General features: G+C 61.8%; 24 protein-coding genes. 11 read left to right on the top strand and 13 right to left on the bottom strand.

Features of this window, described 5'->3' with window-relative positions; all coding sequences use genetic code 11:
* Window positions 1-7 precede the first annotated feature (7 nt).
* Window positions 8-1,003 carry a hydrolase gene (locus tag CRN80_RS10680; protein ID WP_098950118.1) on the top strand — a complete coding sequence of 332 codons (996 nt, stop codon included), beginning with the start codon at window positions 8-10 and terminating at the stop codon, window positions 1,001-1,003.
* A 118-nt stretch (window positions 1,004-1,121) separates the two neighbouring features.
* On the opposite strand, the gene CRN80_RS10675 is transcribed toward CRN80_RS10680, so the two are convergent.
* Both CRN80_RS10675 and CRN80_RS10670 read right to left on the bottom strand, forming a co-directional pair.
* A complete protein-coding gene (locus CRN80_RS10675; RefSeq protein ID WP_098950117.1) occupies window positions 1,122-1,976 on the bottom strand; it encodes a sulfurtransferase in 855 nt (284 codons plus the stop codon).
* Between the two features lie 33 nt (window positions 1,977-2,009).
* Complete coding sequence (locus CRN80_RS10670; RefSeq protein ID WP_032894689.1) at window positions 2,010-2,681, bottom strand: TetR/AcrR family transcriptional regulator; 672 nt, start codon at window positions 2,679-2,681, stop codon at window positions 2,010-2,012.
* Window positions 2,682-2,826: 145 nt separating this feature from the next.
* Between CRN80_RS10670 and CRN80_RS10665 the strand changes: the two genes are divergently transcribed.
* The 5 genes from CRN80_RS10665 to CRN80_RS10645 all read left to right on the top strand — a co-directional run bounded on the left by CRN80_RS10665 (window position 2,827) and on the right by CRN80_RS10645 (window position 7,415).
* Window positions 2,827-4,254: a coniferyl aldehyde dehydrogenase gene (locus CRN80_RS10665; RefSeq protein WP_098950116.1), complete on the top strand. Its 1,428-nt coding sequence runs from the start codon at window positions 2,827-2,829 to the stop codon at window positions 4,252-4,254.
* 29 nt (window positions 4,255-4,283) lie between these two features.
* A complete protein-coding gene (locus tag CRN80_RS10660) occupies window positions 4,284-4,829 on the top strand; it encodes a hypothetical protein (protein WP_032894686.1) in 546 nt (181 codons plus the stop codon).
* A gap of 53 nt (window positions 4,830-4,882) precedes the next feature.
* Window positions 4,883-6,478 (top strand): GMC family oxidoreductase, encoded by a 1,596-nt coding sequence (locus CRN80_RS10655; RefSeq protein ID WP_098950115.1) that lies wholly within the window; start codon window positions 4,883-4,885, stop codon window positions 6,476-6,478.
* Between the two features lie 103 nt (window positions 6,479-6,581).
* Window positions 6,582-7,061, top strand: a complete 480-nt coding sequence (gene coaD, locus CRN80_RS10650; protein ID WP_003195136.1) for a pantetheine-phosphate adenylyltransferase — start codon at window positions 6,582-6,584, stop codon at window positions 7,059-7,061.
* 102 nt (window positions 7,062-7,163) lie between these two features.
* Window positions 7,164-7,415, top strand: coding sequence for a YfhL family 4Fe-4S dicluster ferredoxin (locus CRN80_RS10645; RefSeq protein WP_003195146.1), 252 nt, complete (start codon window positions 7,164-7,166; stop codon window positions 7,413-7,415).
* A gap of 132 nt (window positions 7,416-7,547) precedes the next feature.
* Here the strand turns inward: CRN80_RS10645 and mutM are convergent, their stop codons facing one another.
* Complete coding sequence (mutM, locus tag CRN80_RS10640) at window positions 7,548-8,360, bottom strand: bifunctional DNA-formamidopyrimidine glycosylase/DNA-(apurinic or apyrimidinic site) lyase (protein WP_044269621.1); 813 nt, start codon at window positions 8,358-8,360, stop codon at window positions 7,548-7,550.
* A gap of 21 nt (window positions 8,361-8,381) precedes the next feature.
* Window positions 8,382-9,194, bottom strand: a complete 813-nt coding sequence (locus tag CRN80_RS10635) for an HDOD domain-containing protein (RefSeq protein ID WP_169918568.1) — start codon at window positions 9,192-9,194, stop codon at window positions 8,382-8,384.
* A gap of 298 nt (window positions 9,195-9,492) precedes the next feature.
* On the opposite strand from CRN80_RS10635, the gene CRN80_RS10630 reads away from it, so the two are divergent.
* Window positions 9,493-10,689 carry a class I SAM-dependent rRNA methyltransferase gene (locus tag CRN80_RS10630; RefSeq protein ID WP_005792302.1) on the top strand — a complete coding sequence of 399 codons (1,197 nt, stop codon included), beginning with the start codon at window positions 9,493-9,495 and terminating at the stop codon, window positions 10,687-10,689.
* 129 nt (window positions 10,690-10,818) lie between these two features.
* Here CRN80_RS10630 and CRN80_RS10625 read toward each other — a convergent pair whose 3' ends face one another.
* Complete coding sequence (locus CRN80_RS10625) at window positions 10,819-11,277, bottom strand: transposase (protein WP_032894676.1); 459 nt, start codon at window positions 11,275-11,277, stop codon at window positions 10,819-10,821.
* Between the two features lie 384 nt (window positions 11,278-11,661).
* On the opposite strand from CRN80_RS10625, the gene ilvD reads away from it, so the two are divergent.
* The gene (gene ilvD, locus CRN80_RS10620; RefSeq protein ID WP_003195159.1) at window positions 11,662-13,503 is read left to right on the top strand and encodes a dihydroxy-acid dehydratase; all 1,842 of its coding nucleotides are present in this window, start codon (window positions 11,662-11,664) and stop codon (window positions 13,501-13,503) included.
* A gap of 191 nt (window positions 13,504-13,694) precedes the next feature.
* Here the strand turns inward: ilvD and CRN80_RS10615 are convergent, their stop codons facing one another.
* Window positions 13,695-14,756: a phosphorylcholine phosphatase gene (locus CRN80_RS10615; protein WP_098950114.1), complete on the bottom strand. Its 1,062-nt coding sequence runs from the start codon at window positions 14,754-14,756 to the stop codon at window positions 13,695-13,697.
* Between the two features lie 242 nt (window positions 14,757-14,998).
* Between CRN80_RS10615 and CRN80_RS10610 the strand changes: the two genes are divergently transcribed.
* On the top strand, window positions 14,999-16,390 hold the full coding sequence (locus tag CRN80_RS10610) for an L-cystine transporter (protein ID WP_054917031.1): 1,392 nt from the start codon (window positions 14,999-15,001) through the stop codon (window positions 16,388-16,390).
* A 112-nt stretch (window positions 16,391-16,502) separates the two neighbouring features.
* Here CRN80_RS10610 and CRN80_RS10605 read toward each other — a convergent pair whose 3' ends face one another.
* The gene (locus tag CRN80_RS10605; RefSeq protein ID WP_098950113.1) at window positions 16,503-17,015 is read right to left on the bottom strand and encodes a dihydrofolate reductase; all 513 of its coding nucleotides are present in this window, start codon (window positions 17,013-17,015) and stop codon (window positions 16,503-16,505) included.
* A gap of 69 nt (window positions 17,016-17,084) precedes the next feature.
* Here CRN80_RS10605 and CRN80_RS10600 point away from each other — a divergent pair, with 69 nt between their 5' ends.
* A complete protein-coding gene (locus CRN80_RS10600; RefSeq protein WP_098950112.1) occupies window positions 17,085-18,464 on the top strand; it encodes a DUF2868 domain-containing protein in 1,380 nt (459 codons plus the stop codon).
* On the top strand, window positions 18,457-19,836 hold the full coding sequence (locus tag CRN80_RS10595; protein ID WP_098950111.1) for a DUF3482 domain-containing protein: 1,380 nt from the start codon (window positions 18,457-18,459) through the stop codon (window positions 19,834-19,836). The genes CRN80_RS10600 and CRN80_RS10595 overlap by 8 nt, the downstream gene beginning before the upstream one ends.
* A gap of 45 nt (window positions 19,837-19,881) precedes the next feature.
* On the opposite strand, the gene CRN80_RS10590 is transcribed toward CRN80_RS10595, so the two are convergent.
* The 6 genes from CRN80_RS10590 to CRN80_RS10565 all read right to left on the bottom strand — a co-directional run bounded on the left by CRN80_RS10590 (window position 19,882) and on the right by CRN80_RS10565 (window position 26,169).
* Window positions 19,882-20,457 carry a hypothetical protein gene (locus CRN80_RS10590; RefSeq protein WP_032894668.1) on the bottom strand — a complete coding sequence of 192 codons (576 nt, stop codon included), beginning with the start codon at window positions 20,455-20,457 and terminating at the stop codon, window positions 19,882-19,884.
* A 91-nt stretch (window positions 20,458-20,548) separates the two neighbouring features.
* Window positions 20,549-21,103 (bottom strand): phosphonate degradation HD-domain oxygenase, encoded by a 555-nt coding sequence (locus tag CRN80_RS10585; protein ID WP_098950110.1) that lies wholly within the window; start codon window positions 21,101-21,103, stop codon window positions 20,549-20,551.
* On the bottom strand, window positions 21,100-22,230 hold the full coding sequence (locus CRN80_RS10580) for a TIGR03364 family FAD-dependent oxidoreductase (protein ID WP_098950109.1): 1,131 nt from the start codon (window positions 22,228-22,230) through the stop codon (window positions 21,100-21,102). The genes CRN80_RS10585 and CRN80_RS10580 overlap by 4 nt, the downstream gene beginning before the upstream one ends.
* Window positions 22,231-22,353: 123 nt before the next feature.
* Window positions 22,354-23,367, bottom strand: a complete 1,014-nt coding sequence (locus tag CRN80_RS10575) for a putative 2-aminoethylphosphonate ABC transporter substrate-binding protein (protein ID WP_098950108.1) — start codon at window positions 23,365-23,367, stop codon at window positions 22,354-22,356.
* A 23-nt stretch (window positions 23,368-23,390) separates the two neighbouring features.
* The gene (locus CRN80_RS10570; RefSeq protein ID WP_014720359.1) at window positions 23,391-25,103 is read right to left on the bottom strand and encodes a putative 2-aminoethylphosphonate ABC transporter permease subunit; all 1,713 of its coding nucleotides are present in this window, start codon (window positions 25,101-25,103) and stop codon (window positions 23,391-23,393) included.
* A 1-nt stretch (window position 25,104) separates the two neighbouring features.
* A complete protein-coding gene (locus tag CRN80_RS10565; protein ID WP_003195180.1) occupies window positions 25,105-26,169 on the bottom strand; it encodes a putative 2-aminoethylphosphonate ABC transporter ATP-binding protein in 1,065 nt (354 codons plus the stop codon).
* Window positions 26,170-26,268 lie beyond the last annotated feature (99 nt).

Raw genomic sequence — 26,268 nt, 5'->3', positions numbered from 1 at the left:
GTAATTCATGATTCCATCGACAGACCGCTTCAAACCCGCCTTCGGCCTCGGCAACCCCCACTTGCAGACACTGTGGGGGCCGCTGTGGCGTCCGACCACCCACATCGAACGCCAACGCGAGCGCCTGTGGCTGGAGGATGGCGACTTCCTAGATCTTGACTGGCATGGGCCCCATGACGTGCAAGCGCCTTTGGTGCTGGTGCTGCATGGGCTGACCGGCTCGTCCAATTCGCCCTACGTGGCGGGCCTGCAAAAAGTCCTGGCCGCCCAAGGCTGGGCCAGCGCTGCGCTGAACTGGCGTGGTTGCTCGGGCGAACCCAACCTATTGGCTCGCAGCTATCACTCCGGCGCCAGCGAAGACCTGGCAGCCGCGATTACTCATCTGCGCGCCAAGCGGCCGTTGGCGCCCTTGTATGCGGTGGGTTATTCCCTGGGTGGCAATGTGTTGCTCAAGCATTTAGGGGAAACCGGCCAGGCCTCGGGCTTGCAGGGCGCCGCGGCGGTGTCGGTGCCGTTTCGCCTGGATCAATGCGCCGATCGCATCGGCCTGGGGTTCTCGCGGGTGTATCAGAAGCACTTCATGCGCGAGATGCTGGCGTATATCCGCGTCAAGCAGCGCCAATTCCTGCAGGACGGTCGTGAGGATGGGCTCAAAACCCTGGAGGCCCTTGGCTCCCTGGAAAAGATGCGCACGTTCTGGGACTTCGACGGGCGGGTCACCGCGCCGCTGCACGGTTTCATCAGTGCCGAAGACTACTATCGCCGCGCCTCGAGCCGTTATTACCTGGGCGATATCCGCACACCCACGCTGATTATCCAGGCGGCCGACGACCCGTTTGTGTTTGCGCACAGCTTGCCTGATGCCAGTGAGCTATCGGCTTGCACTGAGTTTGAGCTGTTGGCAAAGGGTGGGCATGTGGGGTTTGTGGAGGGTTCGCTGAAGCGCCCTGGTTACTACCTGGAACGCCGGATCCCTGACTGGTTACTGACACAACGCGGTTAAAACTGTGGGAGCGGGCTTGCTCGCGAATGCGGTGTATCAGTCACACTTGTATCGACTGACACCCTGCATTCGCGAGCAAGCCCGCTCCCACATTTTGATTGGGTTTGCAGAGCTAGCCTTAGTCGCCAGTGGCAATTTCCCGGGCTGGGTCAGTAATCCATTCACTCCACGACCCCGCATACAACTTGCCCAACGGGTACCCCGCCAGGCTCAACGCAAACAGGTTATGGCACGCCGTCACCCCAGACCCGCAATACGCCACCAATTCCTGCGCCGGGCGCCCTTGCAACTGCGTGGCGAAGCGCTGCTTGAGCTGCTCGGCCGGCAGGAAGCGGCCGTCGCTGCCCAGGTTTTCACTGAACGCTGCGCACTGCGCGCCAGGGATATGCCCGGCAATCGGGTCGATGGGCTCCACTTCGCCACGAAAGCGCGGCTGGGCGCGGGCATCGATCAAGGTCAGGCCGGGTTGGCCCAGGCGTTTTTGCAGGTGTTCGGCATCCAGCAACAGGCGATGATCCGGCGTACCGGCGAAGGTACCCGGCTCAACCACAGGCGCGTCCAGGCTCAGGGGGAAACCGGCGGCATGCCAGGCCTTGAGGCCACCATCGAGAATAAACACGCCATCACGCTTGCCCAGCCAGGCCAGCAACCACCAGGCACGGGCGGCATAGGCACCGGGGCCGTCGTCATACAACACCACATCGGTGTCGGCACTGATGCCCCAGGCCCGCAGTTGCCTGGTGAGCGTGTCCGCCGCCGGCAAAGGATGACGACCGGTCACGCCCTTGGTCACCGGGCCGCTCAGGTGGCGCTCAAGGTCGGCGTATTGCGCGCCCTCGATATGCCCTTCGGCGTAACTGCACCGGCCGTAGTCCGGGTCTTCCAGGGCAAAGCGGCAATCCAGGATCACCCACCCGGTAGACTGCTGGCGCTCGGCCAATTGCTGGGGGCTGATCAGTTGGGCAAGCGGCATGACTGACTCCTGTGAATACAAAGGGGAAAGGTCTTACTTCACTTCTTCCAGTGCCTGATTCAACGGCACGTAAAACTCTTTGAACAAGGCGTCCACCGCCTCTTTGGCCTGCGGCGTGACAAACCCCGCCTCCAGCACCAGCACCTGATAGACCCCACGCTTGATCGCCTCGGCGCTCAGGTGGGTGGATTTTTCATTGGTGGTGCACAAAAAGCGCACCCACGAGGTGAGGATGATCCAGGCATTGAGGGTCAGGGCTTCGGTTTGCACCGGGTCCATATTGAGGATGCCGGCATCGACAAAGCCCTGGTAGATGGCGCCGCCCTGGATCAGGCAACGCTGGGAAAAACGCCGGTAACCGGTCGCCAGTTCCGGGTCGCTCTCCAGCAGGTGTTCGAGGTCGCGGTGCAGGAAGCGATAACGCCACATGCCGGCCAATACGGCTTGCAGGTAAAAACGCTTGTCTTCCACCAGCATCCCCCGCCCTTGAGGTGGGCGCAGGAAACTGTCTACCAAGGCTTCATATTCGCGGAACAGCACGGCGATGATCGCCTGCTTGTTAGGGAAGTGGTAGTACAGGTTGCCCGGAGAAATTTCCATGTGGGCGGCAATGTGGTTGGTACTGACACTGCGCTCGCCCTGCTGGTTAAAAAGCTCCAGGCTGGTTTGCACAATACGCTCGCTGGTCTTTACTCGTGGTGCCATAGGGGATCAGCTTCTATACACGGGATGGGGCATCTTACGGCCTAACCCGGCCAGGATAAATCTGGATGTTACTGCAATGTTATTTGACAATTTAGAGCAATGACTCTAAAAATCCAGGCAGACCAATAACAATCGGTGCCGCGCCATGTCTGCCAACGTTGCTTACCTGCAAGATTCCCAGGCGCTGGATCAACTCCAGGACCTGTTCGACGCCCAACGCCGCGCCTATGCCGCCAACCCGATGCCGCCGGCCGGGCAGCGCCAGCAATGGCTCAAGGCCCTGCGGGATCTGCTGAGCGACGAACGCCAGGCACTGATCACGGCGATCAGCCAGGACTTCAGCCATCGCAGCGCCGACGAAACCCTGTTCGCCGAATTGATGCCCAGCCTGCATGGCATTCACTACGCCAGCAAACACCTCAAGGGCTGGATGAAACCGTCCCGCCGCGCTGTAGGCATTGCCTTCCAGCCTGCGTCAGCCAAAGTCATTTACCAGCCGCTGGGCGTCGTCGGCGTCATCGTGCCGTGGAACTACCCGCTGTACCTGGCCATCGGCCCGCTGGTGGGGGCGTTGGCGGCCGGTAACCGGGTGATGCTCAAACTCAGCGAGTCCACACCGGCCACCGGTGAACTGCTCAAGGCGTTGCTGGCCAAGATTTTCCCCGAGGACCTGGTGTGCGTGGTGCTGGGCGAAGCTGACGTGGGCATGGCGTTTTCCAAGTTGCGCTTCGATCACCTGCTGTTCACCGGTGCTACCAGCATAGGCAAGCACGTGATGCGTGCGGCAGCCGAAAACCTCACGCCAGTGACCCTGGAGTTGGGCGGCAAATCGCCGGCGATCGTTTCGGCCGATGTGCCGCTCAAGGACGCCGCCGAACGCATCGCCTTCGGCAAAGCCTTGAACGCCGGGCAAACCTGCGTGGCACCGGATTATGTGCTGGTACCGGAAGATCGCGTAGAGGACTTTGTCGAGGCGTATTCCAAGGCCGTGCGTGGGTTTTATCCGACGCTGGCCGACAACCCCGACTACACCGCCATCATTAACGAACGCCAACTGGCCCGGCTCAATGCCTACGCCAAGGACGCCACCGACAAAGGCGCCACCCTGATCCCACTGTACGAGCAAGGCCAGGCGCGGCGAATGGCCCACAGCCTGCTGTTGAATGTCAGCGACGACATGACCGTGATGCAGGACGAAATCTTCGGCCCACTCCTGCCCATCGTGCCGTATCGCGGCCTTGACCAAGCCTTTGCCTACATCAACCAGCGCCCACGCCCACTGGCCTTGTATTACTTCGGCTACAACAAAGGCGAACAAGCGCGGGTGCTCCACGAAACCCATTCCGGTGGTGTGTGCCTGAACGACACCTTGCTGCACGTCGCCCAGGACGATATGCCGTTCGGTGGCATCGGCCCGTCGGGCATGGGCCATTACCACGGTCACGAAGGCTTCCTGACGTTCAGCAAGGCCAAGGGTGTGCTGGTCAAACAGCGCCTGAACGCGGCGAAGTTGATCTACCCGCCCTATGGCAAGTCGATCCAGAAGCTGATCCAGAAGCTGTTTATCCGCTGATAATCGCCACCTTCGGGACAATAAAAACAATGAACCCCAGCCTGACTGATTCACCCGCGCTGTCACGGCGCGGCGTCTTGAAAATCGGCCTGTGTGCCAGCGCCTTCCTCGCCACCGCCGGGCTGGGGGCCAGCCTCAGCGGCTGCTCCAGCAGTACGCCGGCCAGCGGCTTTGCGATGTTGCGCACCAGCGACTTGCCGTTCTTGCGGGCGGTGATCCCGGTGTTGCTGGAAGGCGCGGCCAGCACCGAGCAAGTGTTTGCCGGCATTGAGGACACCCTGAAAAAGCTCGACTACAGCCTGCAGCACTTGTCGCCCGAGATGTTCAAGCTCACCCAGCAATTATTCGACGTGCTGGGCATGGGCATCACTCGCGGCCCGCTGACCGGTATCTGGGGCAGTTGGGAAAACGCCAGCAGCGAGCAGATCCGCAATTTCCTGCACCGCTGGGAAAACAGCTACCTGAACCTTTTGCGCATGGGCCAGGGCTCGCTGCTCAAGCTGGTGATCATGGCCTGGTACTTCCGGCCCGAGTCCTGGGCCCATTGCGGCTACCCCGGCCCGCCGAAGATCTAGCCTGGGCAATCTTCCAAGATTGCATCTTCCTACAAGAATAAGAGTGCACACCTATGCCCGTACCCGATCTGTTCCGCGACGGCCTGGCCCGTGGCTGGAAAACCCACAATGGCGCCACCCTGGATAACGACCTCACCCTGGAAGCGGATGTCGCCATCATCGGCAGCGGCGCCGGGGGCGGTACCAGCGCCGAAATCCTCAGCGCCGCCGGCTACAAAGTGTTGCTGATCGAAGAAGGCCCGCTCAAGACCAGCAGCGACTTCAAGCTGCTGGAAGACGAAGCCTACGCCAGCCTTTACCAGGAAGGCATCGGGCGGATGAGCAAGGACGGCGCTATCACCATCCTGCAGGGCCGGGCCGTGGGCGGTACTACCTTGATCAACTGGACCTCCAGCTTTCGCACCCCTGACGCGACCCTCTCGCATTGGGCCAGCGAATATGCGGTCAAAGGCCACAGCAGCGCCGAAATGGCGCCCTGGTTCGAAAAAATGGAACAGCGCTTGGGCATCGCGCCCTGGGCGCTGCCGCCGAATGCCAATAACGATGTGATCCGCAAAGGCTGCGAAAAGCTCGGCTACAGCTGGCATGTGATCCCGCGCAATGTGCGCGGCTGCTTCAACCTGGGGTATTGCGGCATGGGCTGCCCGGTCAACGCCAAGCAGTCAATGCTGGTGACGACCATCCCGTCCACCCTGGAACAGGGCGGCGAACTGCTTTACCTGGCCCGCGCCGAGCGGCTCATCTACAGCGGCGACACCATCAGCAGCCTTGAATGCGTGGCCATGGACGAACGCTGTGTAGCGCCCACCGGGCGCAAGATCAGCGTGAAAGCCAAGCACTATGTGCTGGCGGGCGGCGGCATCAACAGCCCGGCCCTGCTGATGCGCTCGGACGCCCCCGACCCGCATTCGCGGTTGGGCAAGCGCACCTTCCTGCACCTGGTCAATTTCTCCGCCGGGCTGTTCGACGAGGTGATCAACCCCTTCTACGGTGCGCCGCAATCCATCTACTCCGACCATTTCCAGTGGCAGGACGGCACCACCGGCAAAATGTCCTACAAACTGGAAGCACCGCCCCTGCATCCAGGCCTGGCGAGCACCCTGTTCGGTGGCTACGGCAAGCAGAACGCCTTGGACATGAACCAATTGCCCAACACCCACGCCATGCTCGCTCTGCTACGCGACGGCTTTCACCCCGACAGCCCGGGCGGCACCGTGGAGTTACGCGGTGACGGCACGCCCGTGCTCGACTATCAGGTCTCGCCCTACGCCTGGGACGGCCTGCGCCGGGCCTTCCACAGCATGGCCGAGATTCAGTTCGCGGCGGGCGCCAAATCGGTCAAGCCCTTGCATCACGACGCGCGCTTTGTGAACAACCTGGCCGAAGCGCGCAGCGTGATCGACGGTCTGAACCTGGAACTGCATCGCACCACCCTGGGCAGCGCCCACGTGATGGGCGGTTGTGCCATGGGAGAAGACCCGAAAAATGCCGTGGCCGACAGCCTGGGTCGCCACCATCAGTTGCGTAACCTGTCGATCCACGATGGCTCGCTGTTCCCCACCAGCATTGGCGCCAACCCGCAATTGTCGGTGTACGGATTGACCGCGCAACTGGCGAGCGCATTGGCCGAACGTCTGAAAACGGCATGAAAAAACAGGGTATTCACGGCATCTATCTACATAAGTCGACTTGGCCCACCGGTAATGCTGCGATACCATCCGGTTCCCCAACGGACTCCGCCAGGACGACGCGATGAACCGAGTGTTGTACCCAGGTACCTTCGACCCGATTACCAAAGGCCATGGCGATCTGGTCGAACGCGCCTCTCGCCTGTTCGACCATGTGATCATCGCGGTCGCGGCCAGCCCCAAGAAAAACCCGCTGTTTCCCCTGGAACAACGTGTGGAGCTGGCGCAAGAGGTCACCAAGCACCTGCCGAATGTGGAAGTAGTGGGCTTTTCGACATTGCTGGCGCATTTCGCCAAGGAGCAGAACGCCAATGTGTTCCTGCGTGGCCTGCGCGCGGTGTCGGACTTCGAATACGAATTCCAGCTGGCCAACATGAACCGCCAATTGGCGCCGGACGTGGAAAGCCTGTTCCTCACGCCGTCGGAGCGCTATTCGTTCATTTCCTCGACGTTGGTTCGTGAAATCGCCGCTTTGGGCGGAGATATCACCAAGTTCGTGCACCCAGCCGTGGCCGATGCGCTGACGCTACGCTTCAAGAAGTAAGGTTGCCCGGTCGGTGCCTGCTCGCACTGCGGGCGCCAATGCGGCACAATTGCGCGCATTAGTTTTCAGATGCCTTGGCAGAGTGCCCTGGCAGGAGTTTCCATGTCCCTGATCATCACCGACGATTGCATCAACTGCGACGTCTGCGAACCCGAGTGCCCGAACGCCGCCATTTCCCAGGGCGAAGAGATCTATGTGATCGACCCTAACCTGTGCACCCAGTGCGTCGGTCACTACGACGAACCGCAGTGCCAGCAGGTTTGCCCGGTGGATTGCATTCCGCTGGATGAGGCACACCCTGAGACTGAAGAGCAGTTGATGGAGAAGTACCGCAAGATTACCGGTAAGGCTTAAGCCTCTTTAGCGCCTGTCAGGACCTCTTCGCGAGCAAGCCCGCTCCCACATTGACCGAGTTTCTTCAGGTTAAATGCAGTCAAATGTGGGAGCGGGCTTGCTCGCGAAGGCTGCATCAGCCATCCGCACCATTCAGCTCTGACACTTGGGGCAAAACACACTCGCCCGCTGACCCAGCACCACATTGCGCAGCTCAGTGCCGCAGACCTTGCACGCCTCGCCGCCCCGGCCATACACGAACAGTTCCTGCTGGAAATACCCCGGCTGCCCATCGCCGCCGATAAAGTCCCGCAACGTGGTGCCGCCCCGCTCGATAGCGGCGGCCAGCACCCGCTTGATCTCAATCGCCAGCTTCAAATAACGCCCGCGTGAAATCCCCCCAGCGGCGCGGCGCGGGTCAATCCCCGCGGCAAACAGCGCCTCTGTCGCATAGATATTGCCCACGCCCACCACCACCGCGTTGTCCATGATGAACGGCTTCACCGCCATCGACTTGCCGCGAGACAACTGGAACAAGCGCTCACCATCAAACAAGTCGGTCAACGGCTCCGGCCCCAGCCGCATCAGCAACTCATGGTTGTGCGGGTCGAGGCTCCAGAGCATCGCGCCGAAACGCCGCGGGTCGGTGTAGCGCAGTGCCATACCCGATTCCAGCTCGATATCCACATGTTCATGCTTGGCCGCCGGCATGCCGACTTCCACCAGGCGCAAGTTGCCCGACATGCCCAGGTGGCTGATCAAGGTGCCCACTTCGGCATTGATCAACAGGTACTTGGCCCGGCGCTCCACCAGCACGATGCGCTGCCCCGACAGGCGCACATCCAGGTCTTCCGGAATCGGCCAGCGCAGGCGCCGCTCACGCACCACCACGCGGCTGACGCGCTGGCCTTCCAGGTGTGGGGCGATCCCGCGACGGGTGGTTTCGACTTCTGGTAACTCGGGCATGTGTACCTCTTGAATAACGGGTCAGTGCGCGCCCAGTTCGCGGATCGACAACTTCAAGCTCTCGAAGTCGTAGTCCGACAGGCCCACGTAATCCAGCACCAGGTGGCCAATGGCATTCCACTCATGATCCACCGGCTGGTTGCCCAGTACGCGATAGGACGAACAGATATGCTCGGCCATCTTCAAAATGGCCAGCAGGTTCTTGAGCTGTGGGTTGCGCGACGACTCATCGCTGAAAATCGCCAGCGCGTTGTGGTGATTGGCGATGGCGTCGGTCACATGCTCCGGCAGGCGCCAGGACTTGGCGGTGTAGTAACCGACCACCGCATGGTTGGTGTGAAACGCGTTGTTTTCGGTGTCGACCACGCGGCAATCCGGGCCGGCATTGGCGTAGGCCTCTTCCAGTACCGCCATGTAATTGGGGAAGCGTTTGAGCATCAGCGGCACGCCACAATCATGGAACAGGCCCAAGGCATAGGCTTCGTCCACGGCCTGGGAACCGGTGCGCTTGGCCAGGGTGAGGCAGGTCATGGCCACATCCTGGGCGGTGTCCCAGAAGCGGTTGAGGGTGACGATGGTGTCGTCGCACATCTCGCCCTTGATCGACTGCGCGTTGATCAGATTAATGATCGAACGGCTGCCCAGCAGGTTCACCGCACGCTGGATCGAAGCGATCTTGTTGCTCAGGCCGTAATACGGCGAATTGACAATCTTGAGCAGCGCACCGGACAAGCCCGGGTCCTGGGAGATCAGCCGCGCAATCACTTCCAGGTCCGGGTCGGGCATGTACTGCTCCATCTGCAAATCCACCATGATTTGCGGTTGAGGCGGCACGCTGATGCCTTGCAGGGCCTGTTGGATCTGCTCGGGGGAAAGCTCTTGGGACATAAGTACACACTCTGGGCTAGGCGCGAATTCTACCCCTTATGCAGACGTGGCCGACACCCAAAAACCTCACTGTGAAATCGGATCAAATGTGGGAGCGGGCTTGCTCACGAATACGGTGGACCAGGCAATGAATGTGGCGACTGGCACTCCGCTTTCGCGAGCAAGCCCGCTCCCACATGTCCGGCGGTGCCGCCAAGTAATACACAACACGCTATACTCCCGCTCTTTTTTCCGGAGCGACGTCATGTCCCTGCCAAGCCTGCGTCTCAAAGCCAACGCCGATCGTCGTTTGCGCAACGGCCACCTGTGGGTCTACAGCAACGAAATCGACGTGGCCGCCACCCCACTCCACGGCTTCCAGGCAGGCGACCAGGCTATCCTGGAAGCAGCCGGCGGCAAGACCCTGGGCATCGTGGCCATGAGCCCGAACAACCTGATCTGCGCCCGCCTGCTGTCGCGCGACATCAAGTTGCCGCTGGACAAGTCGCTGCTGGTACACCGTCTCAACGTGGCCCTGTCCCTGCGTGATCGCCTGTTCGACAAGCCGTTCTACCGCCTGGTCTACGGTGACTCCGACCTGTTGCCGGGCCTGGTGGTCGACCGTTTCGGCGACATTCTGGTGGTACAGATCGCTTCGGCGACCATGGAAGCCCATAAAGAAGATGTGATCGCCGCGCTGACCCAAGTGCTCAAGCCCAGCGGCATCCTGTTCAAGAACGACTCCGCCGCGCGTGACGCCGAAGGCCTCAACCGCTACGTCGAAACCGTATTCGGCCTGGTACCGGAGTGGGTGGCGCTGGAAGAAAACGGCGTGAAATTCGAAGCCCCGGTGATCCAGGGCCAGAAAACCGGCTGGTTCTACGACCACCGCATGAACCGCGCCCGCCTGGCCCCGTATGCCAAGGGCAAGCGCGTACTGGACCTGTACAGCTACATCGGCGGCTGGGGCGTGCAAGCGGCGGCCTTTGGCGCCAGTGAAGTGTTCTGCGTCGACGCCTCCGCCTTCGCCCTCGACGGCGTAGAACGCAACGCCGCGCTGAACGGCTTTGCCGAGAAAATGACCTGCATCGAAGGCGACGTGTTCGAAGCGCTCAAAGAATTGAAAGCCAGCGAAGAACGCTTCGACGTGATCGTCGCCGACCCACCGGCCTTCATCAAACGCAAAAAAGACATGAAAAACGGCGAAGGCGCCTACCGCCGCCTCAACGAGCAAGCCATGCGCCTGCTCAGCAAAGACGGCATCCTCGTCAGCGCCTCGTGTTCCATGCACCTGCCGGAAGACGACCTGCAAAACATCCTGCTCACCAGCGCCCGCCACCTGGACCGCAACATCCAGATGCTCGAACGCGGCGGCCAAGGCCCGGACCACCCGGTGCACCCGGCGATTGTCGAGACGCGGTATATCAAGAGCATTACGTGCCGGTTGCTACCCAATAGCTGATTAAAACCAAACCCTCTGTAGGAGCGAGCTTGCTCGCGAAGAACGAATAGCCGCCACGGGCTACCTGATAGCGCTGCGTTATCGTTGACGATCTTCGCGAGCAAGCTCGCTCCTACAATGGACAGTGTCTTATAGCCAGATGGCGTCCCATAGGGGGTATTGGCCAATGTGCTCGACCAAGCCTGCGCGCAAGGGGTTGGCGACGATATAGCGAGCCATTGCCTTCAAGTCTTCTTCACGGCGCAACGCCCGGTCGAAATAGCCTTTTTGCCAAAGCACTCCAAAGGACTGTCTTGCCTTATTGACTGCACGGGCACTTCGCGATTTGGTTCGCTGCATGAGCCTGGGCAAATCGCCGCTGTGCAACTCCACCAGCCAGTGGAAATGGTCGGGCATGACCACCCAGGCGAGTGACGTTGCATCTTTGTCTTCCTGAGCCTTTCTGAATTCGCGGACCAGCAAGCGACCGATAAGCCAGTCTTGAAAAATGTGTTGCCGTTGATGGGTGACAGCCGTTAGCAAGTAGATACGGCCCGATTCTGAATAGCGCCCTTTACGCAGCCGATGCGCATTTTGCTGGTTGGACATTCCTTCGTCCTCTTCTGTGATTGGAAGAGAAACGGTAGGAGCTGCCGCGCCAACCAGCCTTTAAACAATAGTTCTGAATATGTCCCCCCTGTAGGAGCGAGCTTGCTCGCGAAAAACCCACAGACGACACGGGCTACCTGATAGCACATCGTCATCATTGACGATTTTCGCGAGCAAGCTCGCTCCTACAAGAAGTCGGTGTAGAATCGGCCCTATTCATCGCCAGTCATCCCCCGGCGGGTTTATGAGCTCGAGGCCCAAGCAAGCGGCGATCCCGCGACGCGAGTGGCAACTTCCGGACACTACGGCCATTTTTCGGGTGTTCCAGACGTCAATAGAAGCTCACTCCCCTTTAGTACCTGATTAGCCGCCCGGAGTGCTCCAATGCCTGATTACCGCTCGAAAACATCCACCCACGGCCGCAACATGGCCGGCGCGCGCGCGCTGTGGCGTGCCACGGGGATGAAAGATGACGACTTCAAAAAGCCGATCATCGCGATTGCCAACTCGTTCACCCAGTTCGTGCCCGGCCATGTCCACCTCAAGGACCTCGGCCAACTGGTCGCCCGCGAGATCGAACGCGCCGGTGGCGTGGCAAAAGAATTCAACACCATCGCCGTGGACGATGGCATCGCCATGGGCCATGACGGCATGCTGTACTCCCTGCCGAGCCGCGAGATCATCGCCGACTCCGTGGAGTACATGGTCAACGCCCACTGCGCCGACGCCATCGTGTGCATCTCCAACTGCGACAAGATCACCCCTGGCATGTTGATGGCTGCCTTGCGCCTGAACATCCCGGTGATCTTCGTTTCCGGCGGGCCGATGGAAGCCGGCAAGACCAAACTCGCCTCCCACGGCCTCGACCTGGTTGACGCCATGGTGATCGCCGCCGATTCCAGCGCTTCTGACGAGAAGGTCGCGGAATACGAGCGCAGCGCCTGCCCGACCTGCGGTTCGTGCTCCGGTATGTTCACCGCCAACTCGATGAACTGCCTGGTGGAAGCCTTGGGCCTGGCCTTGCCGGGCAACGGTTCCACACTGGCCACTCACAGCGATCGCGAGCAGTTGTTCCTGCAGGCCGGCCGCACCATCGTCGAGCTGTGCAAGCGCTACTACGGCGAGAACGATGAGTCGGTGTTGCCGCGCAATATCGCCAACTTCAAGGCGTTCGAAAACGCCATGACCCTGGACATCGCCATGGGCGGTTCCACCAACACCATCCTGCACCTGCTGGCCGCCGCCCAGGAAGCCGAGATCGATTTCGACCTGCGCGACATCGACCGCCTGTCCCGTCACGTGCCGCAACTGTGCAAGGTCGCACCGAACATCCAGAAGTACCACATGGAAGACGTGCACCGTGCCGGCGGGATCTTCTCGATCCTCGGCTCCCTGGCCCGTGGCGGCCTGCTGCACACCGACCTGCCGACCGTGCACAGCAAGTCCATCGCCGAAGGCATCGCCAAGTGGGACATCACCCAGACTGACGACGAAGCCGTGCACACCTTCTTCAAGGCCGGCCCTGCGGGCATTCCGACCCAGACCGCGTTCAGCCAGTCGACCCGTTGGGACACCCTGGACGACGACCGTGAAAACGGCTGCATCCGCAGTGTCGAGCACGCCTACTCGCAAGAAGGCGGCCTGGCCGTGCTGTACGGCAACATCGCCCTCGACGGCTGCGTGGTCAAAACGGCGGGTGTGGATGAGTCCATCCACGTCTTCGAAGGCCGCGCCAAGATCTACGAAAGCCAGGACAGTTCGGTACGCGGCATCCTCGCGGACGAAGTCAAGGAAGGCGATATCGTGATCATCCGCTACGAAGGCCCCAAAGGTGGCCCAGGTATGCAGGAGATGCTCTACCCCACGTCCTACCTGAAATCCAAAGGCCTGGGCAAAGCCTGCGCCCTGCTGACCGACGGCCGTTTCTCCGGCGGCACCTCGGGCTTGTCCATCGGCCACGCTTCGCCGGAAGCCGCTGCCGGTGGCGCGATTGGCCTGGTGCAGGATGGCGACAAGGTGTTGATCGACATTCCGAACCGCTCGATCAACCTGTTGATCAGCGATGAAGAACTGGCAGCACGCCGGGTTGAGCAGGACAAGAAGGGCTGGAAGCCGGTGGAGAAACGCCCGCGTAAGGTCACTACCGCGTTGAAGGCCTACGCATTGTTGGCCACCAGCGCCGACAAAGGTGCGGTACGCAACAAAGCCATGCTCGACGGCCTGTAAGCCCCGCGCATAAAAAAGCCCCGCCAAGTGCGGGGCTTTTTTTGCCTGGAGAAAATCCCCAAAACAGTGAAGATCAAATGTGGGAGCTGGCTTGCCTGCGATTGCATCACCTCGCAGTACATGAAATACCGAGGTGTCTGCATCGCAGGCAAGCCAGCTCCCACAGTGACTGCACTTCGACTTAAGGCTCTTTACTGGATTTCGTCAGGTTTCACGATCACCCAGTTCTTGTCCGCCGTCACCGGCAACCCTTCCTTGGCTTGCGCCGCCGCGTGCTTGGCGATCATGCCGTTGAGCTGGGTCATGTATTTGTCTTTGCGGTTGATCCACAGGTGGATGCCGCCCTTGGCCACGTCCACATCGTGGAACAGCATGTAGCCGTCGCTGGTGGGCGTGTCACCGCCGACGATCACCGGCTTTTTCCATTCGTCGATGTAGGTGAGGATCGCCGCGTGCTTGCCGGCCATCCAGGTCGCCGGAGTCCACAGGTAGGGGGTCAGCTCCAGGCCGAGGTTGGCGGCTTGGTCATACTTGCCGGCCGCGATCTGCTTGCGGGCGGTGGTCAGCTCGCCGGTCTTGCGGTCCTTGAGCAGGGTGGTCACGCCGATGACGTTTTCGGGTTTGACGTTGTAGCCGTACTTCGGATCGGCGGCGACCATGCGCACCAGCTCCTCGGAAGCGGCCGTCATCACATACACCTCGATGCCGTTTTCCATCAGTTTGTTGTACAGCTCGGCCTGGCCGGTGAAGACTTTGGGCGGCTGCACCTCGGATGTCTTCACCGCGTCGCCTTCAAAATAACTGACCGGCACCGGCTTGCCGGAGGCCATCAGCTCATCCACCTGAACCTTGAGTTCCTTGAGGGTAAAGCCAGAAAACACCTGGGCCACCCACGGGTAGCAGACCATGTCATCGACTTCGCACAGGCGATAGTAATAACTGAACAGGCTCTCTTTATGCTCGGCGGTGTCTTTGAACGGCATCAGTTTGAGCGACGGGTCAAGGCTGTCGCGGGTGATCAGGCCCTTGTTTTCCATAAACGGCAGCAAGGACTCTTCAAGGTCGTAGCGGTAGCTGGTGTTGTCCATGTCGAACACCGCGTAGTTAACCTTGTTGGCGTTGGCGGCGATCATTTCGTTGAGTTGTTTGGCGGCAGGTGCCGGCCAGTGTTTCAACTCGGTGGCGGCAAACGCCTGGCTGGCAAGCCCGAGGCAAAAGGCGGCGGATACCAATAGTTTCGGCGCGAGCTTCATAGGCGTTGTCTCCCTCAAGTGAAAGACATCGACGCTAACAAATCCGTATGACAGTTATCGCCCGAGCACGACCAAGGACGTCGTGATCACGCCAAGGGCATACGCCTGAGCGTCAAACGCTTATTCCAAAAACGACAGTCGCCATTCCATATCGGTATTAAATCAATATATTTCAAGCTGTTAGGCTTCCCGGTTCGCAATCGCAGGCTCACGCGATTGGCTGCCTTCTCAACGGAGCTTCAATGAATCTGCCCCTGATTCTCAATTTATTGGTGTTCGTGGCCCTGTTGCTGGGCCTGGCACAAACCCGCCGTACTAACTGGAGCCTGGCCAAGAAGGTGCTGTTCGCCCTGGTGCTGGGCGTGCTGTTCGGCGCGGCGTTGCACACGATCTATGGCGACGGTAACCCGGTACTCAAAGCCTCCATCGGCTGGTTTGACCTGGTCGGCAACGGCTATGTGCAACTGCTGCAAATGATCGTGATCCCGCTGGTGTTCGCCTCGATCCTCAGTGCCGTGGCGCGCCTGCACAACGCCTCGTCCCTGGGCAAGATCAGCTTCCTGACCATCGGCACGCTGCTGTTCACCACGGCCATCGCGGCGCTGATCGGCATCGGCCTGACCAACCTGTTCGGCCTCACCGCCGAAGGCCTGGTGGCCGGCACCCAGGAAATGGCGCGCCTGCAAGTGATCCAGAGTGATTACGCCGGCAAGGTCGCCGACCTGAATATCCCGCAGTTGCTGCTTTCGTTCGTACCGGCCAACCCGTTCGCCGACCTGGCCCGGGCCAAGCCGACGTCGATCATCAGCGTGGTGATTTTCGCCGCGTTCCTTGGGGTTGCCGCGCTGCAACTGCTCAAGGACGACGTGGAAAAAGGCCAGAAAGTCCTTAACGCCATCGACACCCTGCAAGCCTGGGTGATGCGCCTGGTGCGCCTGGTGATGAAGCTGACCCCTTATGGTGTGCTGGCGCTGATGACCAAAGTGGTCGCCGGCTCCAACCTGCAAGACATCATCAAGCTGGGCAGTTTCGTCGTGGTGTCGTACCTGGCCCTGGGCCTGATGTTCGTGGTGCACGGCCTGCTGCTGTCCCTGGCCGGGATCAACCCGCTGCGCTTCTTCCGCAAGGTGTGGCCGGTGCTGACCTTCGCCTTCACCAGCCGCTCCAGCGCTGCAAGCATCCCGCTGAGCATTGAAGCGCAGACCCGTCGCCTGGGCATCCCGCAATCCATCGCCGGTTTCGCTGCCTCGTTTGGCGCGACCATCGGCCAGAACGGTTGCGCCGGTCTTTACCCTGCGATGTTGGCGGTGATGGTCGCGCCGACCGTGGGCATCAACCCGCTGGACCCGCTGTGGATCGCGACCTTGGTGGCGATTGTGACCTTGAGTTCGGCGGGCGTTGCCGGCGTCGGCGGCGGTGCGACCTTTGCCGCGCTGATCGTGCTGCCGGCCATGGGCTTGCCGGTGTCACTGGTGGCGCTGTTGATTTCCGTGGAGCCGCTGATCGACATGGGCCGCACGGCGTTGAACGTGAATGGTTCGATGACGGCCGGGGCGATTACCAGCCAGATCATGGGGCAGACGGATAAAGCGTTGCTGGATGCCGATGAGCATGCCGAGTTAGCGCAGGCCTAAAGGCTTATAACCTGTAGGAGCGAGCTTGCTCGCGAAGAACCAGAGGGCGCCGCGTTCATTCAGAATGCCCGCGTCATCGTTGATGATCTTCGCGAGCAAGCTCGCTCCTACACTAGTTACGCTCCCACACTTCGAAGGTGTAGGCCGGCTTGTCACCTTCGGCTGGATTCTCTACATTCGACACCAGCTTCCACTGGTTCCTATCAAACTCTGGAAACCACGCATCCCCTTCCGGGCTCAGCGCCACGCGGGTCAGGTACAAGCGATCGGCCTGTTCCAGCCCCTGCGCATACAATTGTGCGCCGCCGATCAGCATCAGTTCGTCCACGCCTTGGGCCTTGGCCCACTCCTCAGCGCGCTCGACTGCCGCTTCAAGTGACGGAAACACTTGCGCACCTTCAAGCCGCAGATCGGTCTGACGGCTGACCACCAGGTTCAAGCGCCCCGGCAGCGGTCGGCCCAGGGAGTCCCAGGTCTTGCGCCCCATGATGATCGGCTTGCCGAGCGTGGTGGCCTTGAAATATTTGAAATCCCCCGGCAAATGCCAGGGCATGCTGTTGTCGACGCCGATCACACGGTTTTCACCGAGGGCTGCGATCAGGCTTAAAGGGAGAGTTTTTTTCATGGCGACGAGAATACCAGAGCGGCGAGCCAGCGGTTATGCTCCAACCTCATCAACACGACAGGACGGCGCGTGACTGCACTGAACCCGCTGCACAGACTTTGGCTGACAGAAACCGTGCGCCTGCGTGAAGAACACGCCGGCCCCCTGGAAGACCTGGAAGCCAACCGCCTGGCCCGCACCGCCGGGGGCGACCTGCCCTCGCGCATCCAGCAGCGTGCGCTGCACCTGGCCGAACGCGATGGTTTGGCCGCCGCGCTCAGCCGCTGGCTGCAAGGCGCACGCCTGGCGCTGGTGTTACTGGCGGTGGTCGCCGTCATCAGCGGCGCCGGTTTGGCGTTCGCCGCGCTGGGCAATGGCCTGGCCCCGGTGAATGTGTTCTGGGCCTTGGGCAGCCTGCTCGGCCTGAACCTGATCTTGCTGATAAGTTGGGCCCTGGGCCTGCTGTTTGCCGGTGAACACAGCGCCAGCCTTGGCCGGCTGTGGTTGTGGCTCAGCGAGAAACTGGCGCGTGACGCCAAGGCCGCGCAACTGGCGCCGGCGTTGTTGCTGTTGCTGCAACGGCAAAAACTCAATCGCTGGGCGGTGGGGGTGCTGGTCAACAGCTTGTGGTTGCTGGCCTTGCTCAGCGCCCTGGTGATCCTGCTGACCCTGCTCGCCACCCGCCGCTACGGGTTTGTGTGGGAAACCACCATTCTCGGCGCCGATACCTTTGTCGCCGTGACCCAGGCCCTCGGCACACTCCCGGCGCTGCTCGGTTTCAATGTGCCCACCGTTGAGATGATCCGCGCCAGCGGCGACTCCGCGCTGAATATCGAAAGCGCCCGCCAAGCCTGGGCCGCCTGGCTGGTGGGCGTGTTGCTGGTCTACGGCCTGCTGCCGCGGTTGATCCTCGCCCTGCTGTGCCTGTGGCGATGGAAACGCGGGCGCGCAGCGTTGCGCCTGGACCTCAACCTGCCCGGTTACGCCCAACTGCGCGAACGCCTGATGCCCAGCAGCGAGCGCCTTGGGGTCAACGATGTGGCGCCCGAGCACCTGCACCAGGTCAGCGGCGGCGTGAGCGAACTGGAGAGCGACGGTGCGTTACTGGTCGCCATCGAACTCGACGACCAACACCCGTGGCCGCCCAAACTGCCCGCCAACGTCAAGAATGCCGGCATCCTCGACAGCCGCGAATCACGCAACAAATTGCTGGAACAACTCAGCCGTTTCCCACCCGCGCGCCTGGCCATTGCCTGTGACCCGCGCCGCTCGCCCGACCGTGGCAGCCTGGCGCTGATCGCCGAGCTGGCACGCAGCGCCAGCGACACCCGCGTATGGCTGCTGCAGGCGCCACCGGGCCAGGCGCTGGACGCCGAGCGCCTGGGCGACTGGCATGCCGCGCTGCAACAACTTGAGGTGTCGTTTGCCGATTGCGCGCCGCTAAGCTGGCTGGAGACCGGTCATGACTAAACCGCTGAAACTCGCTGTGGTCGGCCACACCAACGTGGGCAAAACCTCACTGCTGCGCACCCTCACCCGCGATGTCGGCTTTGGCGAAGTGTCCCATCGCCCCAGCACCACGCGGCATGTGGAAGGTGCACGGTTGTCGGTGGATGGCGAAGCCTTGCTGGAGCTGTACGACACCCCCGGTCTGGAAGACGCCATCGCCCTGCTCGATTACCTGGAACGCCTCGACCGCCCCGGCGAACGCCTGGATGGCCCTGCGCGGCTGGCGCGTTTCCTGGAGGGCAGTGAAGCGCGCCAGCGTTTCGAACAGGAAGCCAAGGTGCTGCGCCAATTGCTCGCCTCGGATGCCGGCCTGTACGTAATCGACGCCCGGGAACCGGTGCTGGCCAAGTACCGCGACGAGCTGCAAGTGCTGGCCAGTTGTGGCAAGCCGTTGTTGCCGGTGCTCAACTTCGTCAGCAGCAGCGACCACCGCGAACCGGACTGGCGCGAAGCCCTGGCACGCCTCGGCCTGCATGCGCTGGTGCGTTTCGACAGCGTGGCACCGCCCGAAGACGGCGAACGCCGCCTGTATGAAAGCCTGGCCCTGCTGCTGGAAAACGCCCGCCCCCAGCTGGAACGCCTGATCCTCGATCAAGAAGCCCAGCGCCAGGCTCGCCAGCAAAGCGCGGCACGGCTGATCGCCGAGTTGCTGATCGACTGTGCCGCCTGCCGTCGCAGTGTGACCACCGAAGATGAGCCCCAGGCCATCAGTGATTTACGCAAGGCCGTGCGCCAGCGCGAGCAAAAGTGCGTCGAAGCCCTGCTCAAACTGTTCGGCTTCCGCCCACAGGACGCCGCCGCCAGCGACTTGCCACTGCTGGACGGGCGCTGGGGCGACGACCTGTTCAACCCTGAAACCCTCAAGCAACTGGGCGTGCGCGTGGGTGGCGGGATCGCCGCCGGTGCAGCGGCCGGTGCGGGCGTGGATCTGCTGGTCGGCGGCCTGACGCTGGGCGCTGCTGCCCTGGCAGGCGCGATTGCCGGCGGTGCGCTGCAAACCGCGCGCAGCTATGGCAGCCGCCTGATGGGCAAGATCAAGGGCCAACGCGAACTCACCGTCGATGACAGCGTGCTGCGCCTGCTCGCCCTGCGCCAACGCCAACTGCTCAAGGCCCTGAACCTGCGCGGGCATGCGGCGATGCACAGCATCAAGGTCGATACGCCCCAGGACAAAACCTGGCGCGAAGGCAAGCTGCCGGACGCCTTGCACAAGGCCCGCGCCTATCCGCAATGGTCGTCCCTCAACCCCCACGCCAAACTGAGCCAGGCCGAGCGTCAGGAGCAGGTCGAGGCATTGTCGGTGCAACTGAATGAACCGGGGCTCGTGCCTTGAGCGCTCAGTAAGCAGCGTCAAATAGGGTTGTCTTTTGCTTACTGATCAATGTGCCTTGATATCCACAACCTTGGCGTCGAAGGGCTCAGGTGTGTGCCAATTGAACTTCAAATAAAGCTCAGCCAATTGCTGGACCAAGTGCTTATCAACTTCATCGATGACGCCATCGCAGTTGATGTCGGCGTGAATGTTCCACTCAAGTTCACCGTTGTTATCAAAATCATAGGCGGCGCTCCAAGACACCTGAGCGTCCGAACTCAGCAGCCCTGGGCCTTTATGCAAGTGCAGGCGCACGGTGTCGGGGGTGCCGTCTTTATAGAAGTCTTCGGAAAATATCTTCATGTAAAGCCGGGTATTGGCGCCGCGATTCACCCAATTGATCTTCAAATAGGCATTGGCAAATTGATCCAACAACGCTCGATCAAGACTGTTTTCCTGACCGTCATTGGTAACGTCTCCTCTGCTGTAATCGACTTTTGCGTCTGAGGTGAAGTCATAGGCCACGGCCTCATTGAGCAACTCGTCCTGATTGCGTGGCGTACTTTGGTAGAACTGAAGCCGCACCGTATTCGCCCGGCCATCTCCCGTTTGATCCTGTGCAACAACCTTTAAATAGCGCATCTGCGTTGCTCCCTTGGCTAAGAAGCAAGCACCTTAGTGCGGCGGCTATCGAGGCTCCAGGCGGCGTATCTGCGATGTGTGTAAGGCCTGTCTACGCGGCCAGTAGTCGGGCGGCCATGGCTTTGAGCAGTTGCAGATCCAACACCGGCACCTGCGTTTGCTTGGCCTGCTCGTCCCAGTGGCGCATACGCAAACTCACGGCGTACAACGGGTCTTGCTCAAAGGCCCTGGCCTCTTCGGCGCTCATCACGCCGCCCTGGTAACCCAGGGTGCGACGGCTGGCTTGGCTCAAGCGGGCGAAATAGTCCGGCTGGCTGAAGGTCAGGTAACGCTTGGCCTGCACGTGGTATTCCACCAATTTGGCCAGGCGTTCGCTGAAGCCTGCGCGGCGCAGGTAATCGGCGCCCAGTCGCTCGTGGCTGACCACGCCATAACCGCCCATGTTCGCGCCGCCCTGGCTGCAAAGGTGGCCGATGTCGTGGAAGAACGCCGCCAGCACCACCTCGTCGTCAAACCCTTCGGCCATGGCCAATTGCGCGGCCTGGGACATGTGCTCGAGCTGCGACACTGGCTCGCCGATGTAGTCAGCCGTGCCATGCTGCTCGTACAAGCCAAACACCTGGGCAATCGCCTGTTCCGGGTTCATCGCGTCGCGCCCCACAACGTGTTGATATTACGCTCTGCCATCGCCGGCCCCACGCTCATCCCTACGCCGGTGTGCATCAAGGCAGCGCTGACGCCGGGTGCCACCTGCACAAACGAAAACGGCCCAGGCCCGCGCGAACCGTAGACGCCCTGCCAGCGCTCGACTACCTGGACCTTGCAACCCAGGGTCTGTTGCGCCAATTCGATCAGCCAGTCATCCACCTGCTCGGCGTTGAAGGGCGACGGATCGCTGTCGTAATGGTGGGAGTCACCGATGATCAACTCACCATGGGGCGTTGGGCTGATCAACAGGTGAATGCCGTGCTCGTGCAGGTACGGCGTTTCACGCAGGATCTGCGCCTGCACCGCGGCCGCTTCCGGCAGGTCGGCAAAGGCGCCGTAGTGCACGCAGCTTAAGCCGGTGAGCAAGGCATGTTGCAGGTTCAGATTGAGCACCGGCCGGGCGCGCAGCATTTGCAGGCGACAGGTTTGCGGGTTGAGCGCGGCGATGGCGTCGGCCAGCAGGGTCTGATAATCGTGGCCGGAGCAGACGATGATCTGCTCGCCGCGAAAGCTGCCCGCCGTGCTGTGCAACTGGCCCGGTTCCACCTCGCGCACCAGGGTGGAGAAATGAAACTCCACGTTCAGCGCCTGGCTCAGGTAATGGATCAGCGCCGGTATGGCTTCGCGGGAATACAGTTGCTGGTCGTCCTTGCCATGCAGCGCGGCGCGGTGATGGCGGAACTGGCCGGCGTACAGGTCGTTCATGGCAGCGCCTTGCAGCAGCTCGACGTTGTAGCCGTGCTCCCGCGCGCGCCCGGCGCAGAAGGCTTCGAGTAGATGTTCTTCGGCTTCGGTACGGGCGAACAGGTAGGCGCCATTGCGTTTGAGCGCAATACCCGCCGCTTGCGCCCACTGGCCCCAGATTTCGCGGCTTTCCCGCGCCAGGTCCAGCATGGGCCCTGGTGGTTGGCCGGTGACCAGGGCCTGGCCGAAGTTGCGCACTGAGGCGCCCAATGGCGTGGCGCTGCGCTCGAACACCTTGACCTTGAGGCCGCGTTTGGCGGCGGCATAGGCGTGGGAGAGGCCGAGGATTCCGGCGCCGACGACTAACAGATCACTACTCATACTGTCCTCTGGTTCCCGCGCTCCGCGTGGGAATTCATCCGGTGACGCTCCGCGTCACGACCTTCAAAAGCGGACGCGGAGCGTCCAGAGCGGCGTTACCACGCGGAGCGTGGGAACGATCGGTTACTGTTTTTCCGACTTGCCGTCATAACGCTTACGCCATTCGGCCAGGATGCTGTCACGGTTCTTGGAAGCCCAGACAAAGTCGTTCTTGATCAACCGCTGCTCATAGTCCGCCGGCAATTCGGTCTGTGGCTTGGCGATTCCCGGTTGGGCGAGCACGGCGAAGTTGTCCTTGTACAGGTCCATCGCCGCGCTGCTGGCGGAGAAGTCAGCGAGTTTTTTCGCCGCGTCGGCATGGGCCGTGCCTTTGATCACAGCGGTGGCTTCAATGTCCCAGCCCAGGCCTTCCTTGGGCAGGATGATGTCCAGCGGCGCGCCCTGGCGCTTGAGCTGAACCGCCGGGTATTCAAAGGAAATACCAATCGGGAACTCACCGGAGGCCGCCAACTTGCACGGCTTGGAGCCGGAGTGAACGTACTGGCCGATGTTCTGGTGCAAGTCGTCCATGTACTGCCAGCCTTGCTTCTCGCCGAAGGTCTGGAGCCAGGCGCTGACATCCAGGAAACCAGTGCCCGATGACGCCGGGTTGGGCATCACGATCTTGCCCTTGTATTCGGGCTTGGTCAGGTCCTGCCAGCTCACCGGTTTGGTGAGGCCCTGCTTCTCGGCTTCGACGGTGTTGAAGCAGATGGTGGCGGCCCACACGTCCATGCCGACCCAGGCCGGAGGGTTGGCGGCGTCGCGGTAGTTTTTGCCGATCTTGTCCAGGTCCTTGGGCGCGTAGTTGTCGAGCATGCCTTGCTGATCGAGGATCGCCAGGCTGGAGGCGGCCAGGCCCCATACCACGTCAGCCTGGGGGCGATCTTTCTCGGCCAGCAGTTTGGCGGTGATGATGCCGGTGGAGTCGCGCACCCACTTGATCTCGACGTCGGGGTTGGCCTGTTCGAAGGCTTTTTTGTAGGTCTTCAATTGCTCGGCTTCAAGGGCCGTGTACACCGTCAACTCGGTCTTGGCGAAGGCATTCAGGCTGAATGCCGTGAGAACTGCAGCGACCAGCGCCAGGGGCTTGAACATGGAGCACCTCCTTCAGGGATGTTTTATTGGCCGGGTGCGCGCTGGCGCCAGGCTTGGGAGCGGCGCAGCGCGCCACGTGAGGCCCACGCCAGCAGCAGCGAGACGCTGGCCGAGGTGAACAGGATCAGGGTCGACATGGCCGCCGCGCCGCCCACATTGCCGGCGTCGTCCATGTTCAGCACGGCGACGGCGGCGAGGATGGTGTCGGGGCTGTAGAGGAAGATCGCGGCGGACACGGTGGTCATCGCCGACACAAACAGGTAGCGCAGGATGTCCAGCAGCGCCGGCAGGCAGATCGGCACCGTGACGCGCAGATAGTGGCGGTACAGCGGCGCCTTGAGGGACAGCGCGGCGGCTTCGAACTCGGCGTCCAGTTGGCGCAACGCGGTGGTCGCGGTCATCTGCGCGGTGGTCAGGTAGTGGGCAATGGTGCACACCACCAGCAACGCCATGCTGCCGTACAACACATGCAGCGGGTTGCCGTTGAGGTTGAAGAAGAACACGTAGCCCAGCCCCAGGACCAGGCCCGGCACGGCCATCGGCACGAAGCTGAGCATGCGCAGTGCCAGGTTGAGGTTCTTCTGGCCCTTGGTCTTTTCCATCAGGTAAGCGCCAGTGAAGATCAGCACGCTGCCGATCAACGCCGTGCACAACGCCATGGTGAGGCTGTTGCGATAGGCCAGCCAGCCGCCGCCGGCGGTGTCTTCGAACTGGTAGTGGTTGAGCGACAGCGACAGGTTGTACGGCCAGAATTTCACCAGCGAGGAGTACACCGCCATGCCGAACACCAGCAGCAACGCCGCGCAGATCAGCAGCACGATGGCCAGGTAGCACCCGTCGCGCAGCCGCGATGGCGCTGGCTGGAACACCTGGGCGCGGCCGCTCATCGCGTCGCCATGCCGACGGCGCAACCAGGCATCTACGCCAAAGCTGAACAGCGCCGGCAGCAGCAACACCATGCCGATCAACGCGCCGCGACCGAACTGTTGCTGGCCCACCACGGCCTTGTAGGCCTCCAGCGCCAGCACCTGATAATCGCCGCCCACCACCACCGGCACCCCAAAGTCGGTGATGGTCAGGGTGAACACCAGGCAAAACGCAGCGAACACCGCCTGGCGCGTGGCCGGCCAGGTAATGCTGCGAAACGCCCGGGCCGGGCTGGCGCCCATGCTCGAAGCGGCGTCGAACAAGCGCGCATCCGCCAGGGACAACGCCGACAGCAAAATCATCAAGGCATGGGGAAAGGTGTAAATCACCTCACCGAGCACAATGCCCCAGAAACCGTAGATATTCTCCGAGAACAAGCCGCGCAGCAGGCCCTGGTTGCCGAACAGATAGACCAGGGCAATGCCCGGCAGCATCGACGGCGCCATCAATGGCAGCAATGACAGGCCGCGCCAGATGGACTTGCCTGGGATCAGCGTGCGTTGCAGGGCATAGGCAAACAAGTAGGCCAGCGGCACGACGATGGCCGCCACGCTGAGGGAAACTTTCAGGCTATTGCCCAGCAACCAGTGGAAGTTGGCGCTGCTCAACAGTTCGCGCGCGGCTACCAGGCCACCGCCCTGCCCGGCTTCGCTGCTGAAGCCGCGCCAGAAAATCGCCAACAGCGGCAACAGCACCGCCACCACCAACAGGCCCAGCCAGAGCCATTTGCCGCCGACCACAAAGAGGCGGTCGCCCCACTCGGCGCGGGACACCTGACGCGGTACCGGCAATGTCATCACCGCCCCCATCTCAGGCAAACACCTGCAGGCTGCGCGGCGGCAACGCCACCCAGATGTCCTGGGCGCCCAGGCGCGGCATGGCTTCCGGCGCCAGTTCCGCCAGCAACGGATGGCCTGGCAACTGCTCCAGCTCAAAGCTCATGCGACAGCGGTTGCCGAGGAAGGTGATCTCGCGAACCTTGGCCGGGAACAGGTTTTCTTCATGCACCGGCGGGTTGACGCAAATGGCTTCCGGGCGGCAGAACAAGCGGCCCGATTGGGCGACACCCGCGTCCTCAGCCAGGCGCATGTTCAACCCGCCCACCTGGGCATGGCTGGCGCTGTTACGGCTGAACGGCAACCAGTTGCCCTGGCCGACAAACTCCGCCACGAACGGCGTGGCCGGGCGGTCGTAGATTTCCTGGGGCGTGGCGTACTGCTCGACCTTGCCGTTGTTCATCACGGCGATACGGTCGGCCATCAACATGGCTTCGTCCTGGTTGTGGGTCACCATCAAGGTGGTGATGCCCAGGCGCCGCTGCAGTTGGCGCAGTTCAGTGCACAGGTGCTCGCGCACCCGGGCATCGAGGGCCGACATCGGCTCATCCAACAGCAATAACGACGGCGCCGGCGCCAGTGCGCGGGCCAGGGCGACGCGCTGTTGCTGGCCGCCGGAGAGTTGGCCGGGGTACTTCTTTTCGCTGCCCACCAGGCCGACCAGTTCGAGCATCTGCGCGACCCGCTTGCGCACTTCATCGCGGCCGCTGCCGGTGAGGCCGTAGCCGATGTTCGCTTCAACGCTGAGGTTGGGAAACAACGCGTAGGACTGGAACAGGATGCCGTAGTCCCGCGCCTGGGGTGGCAGCAGCGACACGTCCCGCTCGCCCAGGTAAAGCTCACCGCTGTCCTGGCGCTCCAGGCCGGCGATGCAGCGCAGCAGTGTGGTCTTGCCACAACCGGAAGGGCCCAGCAGGCACACCAGCTCGCCGGCGGCGACGTCCAGGGAGACGTTGTCCAGCGCGGTGAACGCGCCAAAGCGTTTCTGGATTGCGCGCACTTTCATCGGTGCGCCGGGTTGGGTCAGGGCTGTGTGCATGGTGGCACCTCATCGAACGGATGAAGGCCATGCTAGGGGAGCAATGCGTAGCTGGTGTGGCAGAAAGGCAAAAGGAGGTGATAGTGGTATTGGTGGATT

This window comes from Pseudomonas sp. FDAARGOS_380, assembly GCF_002591235.1.
Lineage (GTDB): Bacteria > Pseudomonadota > Gammaproteobacteria > Pseudomonadales > Pseudomonadaceae > Aquipseudomonas > Aquipseudomonas salmasensis.
Note: the sequence above shows the minus strand (reverse complement) of the source record. Positions and strands in the feature narration are given on the sequence as shown.